General features: G+C 63.3%; 4 protein-coding genes. All 4 read left to right on the top strand.

Going from position 1 to position 6,873, the window contains the following annotated elements; genetic code table 11:
• On the top strand, nt 1-253 hold a 253-nt coding region (locus ACYVDE_RS11330; protein WP_460501651.1), incomplete at its 5' end, for a hypothetical protein.
• Between the two features lie 220 nt (nt 254-473).
• Entirely contained in the window at nt 474-3,023 is a 2,550-nt protein-coding gene (locus ACYVDE_RS11335) for a DUF5686 and carboxypeptidase-like regulatory domain-containing protein (protein WP_460501652.1), read from the top strand.
• A gap of 71 nt (nt 3,024-3,094) precedes the next feature.
• The gene (locus ACYVDE_RS11340; RefSeq protein ID WP_460501653.1) at nt 3,095-5,164 is read left to right on the top strand and encodes a 7TM diverse intracellular signaling domain-containing protein; all 2,070 of its coding nucleotides are present in this window, start codon (nt 3,095-3,097) and stop codon (nt 5,162-5,164) included.
• Nucleotides 5,165-5,590: 426 nt separating this feature from the next.
• Nucleotides 5,591-6,873 (top strand): glycoside hydrolase family 3 protein (locus ACYVDE_RS11345; RefSeq protein WP_460501654.1); only part of this gene is annotated, 1,283 nt, incomplete at its 3' end.

Raw genomic sequence — 6,873 nt, forward strand, 5'->3', positions numbered from 1 at the left:
GGCTCTCTCCTCCCCCATTCTGCTACTGCGCGTGGCTACCACCTGGCCCCTGCCCGGCCTGGGCCTGCTGGCTATGCCCGCCGGGCCTACGCCTCACCTCACCAGCCTGCCCCTGCACACCGCCCTGCCCGTCGACCTCCACTTGCCCGATGGCAGTCGCCGGCCCGCCGTGGGCACGGTAGAAGAACTGAGCCGCGCCGGCGCCGAGGCCATGCGCGGCTTGCTGCGCGACCCGGCTCCCGACATCTGGTAAGTGCTTGGTCACCACGACTGGCGGGGGCAGGCAGGCCATTGGCCGAGGAATTGCCGCCATTCGCCCAGCCGCGACAAACCAAGGCCTTCAAGGTTTAAAACCAATCCTGCTAAATTTCCAAAAAATCGGCACGGAACTAGTTAAAGCCGCTTGCGCTTTGCGTAAATTGCCGGACCATCCTCTATTATTATTTCCGGCATTTGGCTCTTTTATACTGCGTATGAGATTCCTTGCTCCGCTGCTCCTGGTATGCCTGTTGGTATTTCCAGCCGCCGCCCAGCGTATCGTTATCAGTGGTCAGGTAGTGGAAGCGGCCAATGGCGAACCGGTGCCGTTTGCCTCCATTTTCGTTCCGAAAACCAGCGCCGGCGTCACGGCTGATGCCGATGGCAAATTCAAGCTCACGGTAACGGGCTCGCCAGACTCCATTGCGGCGTCGGCCATTGGCTTTGCTACCCAGCGCCGTAAGCTCAGCGATGCGGCCGTGCAAACGGTGCTGTTCCGGATGAAGGCCGGGGGCGTCACGCTCGGCGAAGTATTCGTGAGCTCGCGCAAGCCCGAAAATCCAGCCTTCCGCATTCTGCGCGAAGTCCAGAAGCACAAACCCGAAAATGCCCGCTCCTACCTGAAGGCGGCCGAGTTCGACTCCTACAACCGCATCGAAACCAGCCTGATTGACGTGCCGGCCGCCCTCAACAAGCGCAAGGCCATCCGCGACATTCGGGCGCTGGCCGTGCGGCAGGGTGCTGCCGCCGTGGGCGACCCCGACGCGCCGCTGCCCGTGTTTGCCTCCGAAGTGGGCTCGCGCGTGTACCAGCGCAACAACCCGCTGCGCCGCCGCGAAGACCTGCTGCACAAGCAGATGCGCGGCGTGGGCCCGCGCGAAGGCTCTATTCTGAGCCAGATGCTGGGCTCGAACTTCCAGAACTTCGACTTCTACCCCAACTGGCAGAACGTGCTGGGCAAAGATTTCATCTCGCCCATTGCCGAGGGCGGACGCGGTACCTACGACTACGAGCTGCAGGACTCGGTGTTTGTGGGCAAGGACTTCTGCTACAAGATTGCCGTGACGCCCAAGCGCAGCCACGACCTGGCTTTCAAGGGCACCATCTGGATTACGCAGGAGGGCTACGCTCTGCGCCGCGTCGATTTGGTGGCCAGCCCCGATGCCAACATCAACTTCGTGAACGACCTGCGCGTGGCGCAGGAGCTGACCTCGCCCGGCGAGGGCCCGGGCCTACCCACCCGTACCAAGCTGCTCATCAGCGTGCGGCCCTACGACAAGCAGGCGGCCATGCTGGTGCGCTACACCACGGTGAGCAGCAACTTCGTGCGCAACAAGATTCACGACGAAACCGGCTTCTACGACCAGCCCATTGTGTCGTCGCTGATGGAGCCGGTTGATGCGCCCGCGGGCGGCCTGCTCGGCGGCCTGCCCCAGGGCGGCGGCGGCTACTTCGACACGCACCGCCCCGATACCCTGAGCCTGAGCGAGCGCCAGGTGTTTGCCGTGCTCGACTCGGCCAAGCAGCTGCCCTCGGTGCGCAACCTGCTCGACTGGGTTGACTTGTTTGTGAACGGCTACAAGCGCGTGGGCAAGCTCGACATCGGGCCCATTTCGACGCTGTATGCGCACAACGACTTTGAAGGCAGCCGCCTGCGCATTGGCTTTCGTACCACGCCGCTCATCAGCCGCAACTGGCTGACGCAGGCTTACATTGCCTACGGCACCAAGGACGGCCGCTTGAAATATGGCCTGCGCGAGAGCTACATTGCCGAGCGCCGCCACTGGACGGTCATCTCGGCCGAGTTCAAGCACGACGTGGAGCAAACGGCGCTGCTCGACAACGACTTCCTCGACAACAACAACCTGTTTCTGGCCGCTTCGCGTTGGGGCCGCTTTCAGCGCCCGGCCTTGCGCGACATTGCCTCGCTGAGCATACAGCGCGACCTGTTCCACGGCTTTACCCAGACGCTGACGGCGCGCTACCAGTTTATCGACCCGCTGTTTGCGCTGAATATCGCGCCCCCTCCCCCCGGCCCCAACGACACGCCGCCGTCGGACATTCTGCACCTGAGCGAATTAGTATCGGAATCGCGCTACGCGCCTGATGAAACCCTGGTGCAGAGCGAGAACCGCCGCCGGGCCGTGGGCCTGAAGCGCTGGCCGGTATTCAATTTCCGCTACACGCTGGGCTCTATCGAGTGGTACCGGGGCCACAACATGTACCACAAGTTCAACCTCTCCATCACCCACAGCCTGTCGGTGGGCTACTTCGGCCGGCTCAACTACCGGGTCGAGGGCAACTACATCCCCACACCGCTGCCCTATATTATTCTGAAGGCCCCGCTGGGCAACCAGACTATTTTCTACAACGCCAACGCCTTCAACCTGATGAACTATTTCGAGTTCGTGACCGACCGTTCGGTGTCGCTGCGTCTCGACCAGCATTTTGAAGGCCTGCTGCTGAATGCCATCCCCGGTATTCGCGCGCTGAACTGGCGCCTAGTGGGCACGGCCAATATGCTGTACGGCAACTTGTCGGACCGGGCCCGCGATGCCAACGGCCGCTCGTCGTACCTGCCGGGCTCTATCCGGGAGCCGTACGTGGAGGTAGGCTATGGCATTGAGAACATCTTCAAATTCATTCGGGTCGATTTCCTGCATCGCCTCACCTACCGCAACCAGCCCCCGCCCCCGCCTCCGGGCCGGGGCGATAACAGCCACCAGAACTTTGGGGTCCGGCTCAGCGCCCAGTTCCGCCTCTGAGTTCCGCCCGCAGGCCTGCCAACAGCCCGCTCCGCTTACCAGCGGGCGGACTGTCGTATTTTAGGGGCCGTATGTGGTTACTCACTCAATTGCTCCCGGCCGGCCTGGCCAGCGTTCTGATACCAGCCGAGGGCAACCGGCTCGGCAACTGGGTGCGCCGCCCGGTCCGGCTGCTGCTGCTCCTGCTGGGGCTACTGGGTTTTACGGCTGCGGCACGGCCCGCGGTGCCGCATCCCGAAGACACGCTGGCCGTGCGCCCGGGCCAGGCCGAGATTTATCTTGACGATAACTACTACAGCGTGCTGGAAGACCCCAGCAACCGCCTCACCCTGGCCGACGTGCGCACCCCAACCTGGGCCGGGCGCTTCCGGCGGATGGCGGGCTCGGGGCAGCCGGCCAATATTCAGCATCCGCGCAATACCTACTGGCTGCGCCTGACGGTGCGCCATGCCCCCATCGAGTCGGACGCGTGGTACCTCGAACTCTACGACTCGCACATTGGGCAGGCGGTATTCTACCGGCCGCAGCCCGGCAGCACCAGCGCTTACGACAGCGTAGCTACCGGAGCCACCCGCTCGTTTGCCACCCGGCCCCACCCCTACAAAAACTTCCTGTTCGACCTGCCGCCCCGGCCCGGCCAGACGGTGACGTACTACCTGCGCCTGCACTCCGACACGCGCACCAGCTTCCGGGCCATGGTGCACAGCGGAGCCGGGCTCATTCCGGAGCTATCGCTGCAGTACTGGCTGCTGGGCATCTTCTATGGCATCCTGCTCATTATGGTGCTCTACAACCTCATCCTGTACTTCTTTCTGCAGGAGAGCACCTATATTCTGTATGTGCTGTACGTGCTGAGCGGGGCCCTGCTGTTTTTGTCGGAAGATGGCCTGGGCTTCCAGTACCTGTGGCCGGGGGCACCGGGGTTCAACCACTTTATCGGGGCGGCGGCGCCGCTGCTGCTGCTGCTCACGTTTGGCACCTACGCCAGCGGCTTTCTCGACACGCCCTCGCGCCTGCCCGGGCTGCACCGCTTCGGGCGCTGGGTGCTGGGCGTGAGCGCGGCTCTGCTGGTGCTCGACGTGGGCCTGGTGCACTCGGGCTTTAGCTTCTGGCTGTACCTGCTGCCGTACGGGCTGTTGTACTACGCCGGCTGGCAGGCCTACCGCACGGGCCTGAAGCCGGCGCGCTACCTTCTGCTGGCCCAGGCGCTGGTGGCCGTAAGCCTGATATTTCTCATTACCCGCAAGCTGGGCATCAGCTTCTTCAACAATGCCTACACGGTATACAGCCTGAACGCGGCCTTCGTGCTCGAAGTCGTGATTCTGAGCTACGCGCTGGGCGAAAAGCTGAAGGGCCTGATGGACCTGACGCTGCTCTCGCAGCAGCGCCTGCTGAAGCAGATGCGTAAAAAGCACCAGGCCCAGGACCGCCTGGTGGAGCAGATGCGCGAAAACCAGCAGCTGAAAGACCAACTCAACACCGAGCTGGAGGCGCAAGTAGCCGCCCGCACCGCCGAGCTGCGCCAGCAGCACGAAACCGTGGCCGCCCAGAACCGCGAATTGCTCGAAGCCAACGGCTTGCTGGCGTTGCAGTCCGACGCCATTGCCAAGCTCAACCTGGAATTGAGCCGCGACCTGCACGCCGAAAAAGCCGCTCGCATTGAGGCACGGGAGGTAGACTTTGGCGAGTTCAGCCTGATATACCCCGACAAGGATGCCTGCCTGCGCTACCTGGCCGACCTGAAATGGGCCCACCAGCCCTACCGCTGCCGCAAGTGTGGCCACGAGAAAAGCTGCGAGGCCCGCGAGCCACACGCGCGCCGCTGCACCCGCTGCCGCTACGTAGAGTCGGCCACTACGGGCACGCTGCTGCAAAAAGTAAAATTCTCCATTGTGAAGGCGCTGTACGCGGTGTTTCTGCTGCATGCCCACCGCGGCAGCTACCCGCCCGCCGAACTTGCCCGCGTGCTGGAGCTGCGCCCGGCCACCAGTTGGGCCTTCGCCCAGAAGGTGCTGGCCGCCCTGCAACGCCGCCGACAGGCGCCCGATTACGAAGCCAGCGAACCCTGGACGCACGTGCTGCTGGACGCCACCGCCGACGTCGAAACGGCCGAAACCGAAGCCGCCGAATCACAAGCCTGACACCGACGCCAAAGCCGGAAACGTTTGCGAACGATGAACCGGTTGCGTAGTCCCGTCGGCCATCGTTTTCTCGAGCCGCAGGCCGCTGCTAAAACAAGCAGCGGCCTGCGGCATTTTTTTTCGCGTTTGCCCACATTTTTTTCGTTGTTTTTTAGCCTGAGTTGCGAAAATCGAAAAATTGGCTGCCCGCTCTGCTGAGCTAACAATGCCCCGTCGGCACGTGTGCACAAAGCGTAAAGCGTTTTGCAGGCAACCAGTCAAAAACCTTATTTGCAAGCAGTATAGCGTGTTTTCGCGCTTGCATTTGCCAGACACACGCCGCTACATTTGGACCACAACTCCCACCTGTACGCTGTGTTTGACGTGTCTTCTTCCTCCGGCCCGGGCCTTAACTTCGGCTATTCTCCGTCGCGTTTGCGCCTGCCGATGGGGCTCGGCTCGCTGCTGCTGGCAGGGGCGCTGCTCGCGGCTTGCCAGCGAGCAGCGGTGCCTCAAACGCCGGTAGCCGCCGGCCAGCTACCGGCTACTTCGGCCGCTCCCGCCAACGCCGACGAAATTCCGGCCGCCACGTTCAGCCCGCGCGTGCGCCAGCTGCTGGCCCAGATGACGCTGGAGGAAAAAATCGGGCAGATGACCCAATTGAACCTGTCAGCCATCAACCACGATGGTACCAACGGCGACGTCACGCTCGACTCGGCCAAGGCCGCCGGGCTGGTCCGGAATTTTTACATCGGTTCCTTCCTGAACGGCGAGGCGGTGCCGGCGGCGCAGTGGGTGCGCTACTCGGCGGCCTTGCAGCGCATTGCCCTGCGCGAGTCGCGGCTGCATATCCCCATGATTTATGGCATCGACCACATGCACGGGGCCAGCTACGTGGGCGGCACGGCCATTTTCCCGCACAACATCAACCTCGGGGCCACCTTCAACCCCGAGCTGGCCCGCCAGACGGCCCGCGCTACGGTGCTCGAATCGGCCGACCTGGGCCACCACTGGGTGTTCGCGCCGGTTCTCGACCTGGGCGTAAACACCTACTGGCCGCGCTTTTACGAAACCTACGGCGAAGACCCACTGGTGGCCGCCACGCTGGGGGCCGCCTTCGTGCAGGAGCTGCAGGGCAACACCGAGATTGCCCCCTACAAAGTGGCGGGTTGCGGCAAGCACTTCCTGGGCTACTCCGACCCGCGCAACGGCTGGGACCGCACCAACGCCCTCATCCCCGACCAGCGGCTGCAGGAGTTCTTCCGCCCTTCGTTTCAGGCCGCAATCGATTCCGGCCTGAAATCCATCATGATTAACTCAGGCGAAATCAACGGCGAGCCCGTGCACGCCTCCAAAGCCATTCTGACCGACTTGCTGCGGCGGCAGATGGGTTTCAAGGGCGTGGCCGTAACCGACTGGGAAGATATTAACCGGCTGGTACGCATTCAGAAAGTAGCGGCCAACGAGAAGGAGGCCACCTTTATGGCCATCGACGCGGGCGTTGACATGGCCATGACGCCCTACACCACCAGCTTTTGCCGTCTGGTGAAGGAGCTGGTGCAGGAAGGTCGTCTCACGCAAGCCCGTATCGACCTCTCGGCCGGCCGCGTGCTGCAAATGAAGGAGGAAATCGGGCTGTTTGAGAACCCCATGCCCCGCGCCGACCGCCTGAGCCGCGTGGGCGACCCCGCCCTACGCGCCCAGGCTACCGAAGCCGCCCGCCAGGGCGT

It is taken from the genome of Hymenobacter agri, assembly GCF_054778495.1.

Coding starts and splice junctions, on each gene's coding strand:
- ACYVDE_RS11335 (WP_460501652.1), top strand. CDS start 474: ATGAGATTCCTTGCTCCGCTGCTCCTGGTATGCCTGTTGGTATTTCCA.
- ACYVDE_RS11340 (WP_460501653.1), top strand. CDS start 3,095: ATGTGGTTACTCACTCAATTGCTCCCGGCCGGCCTGGCCAGCGTTCTG.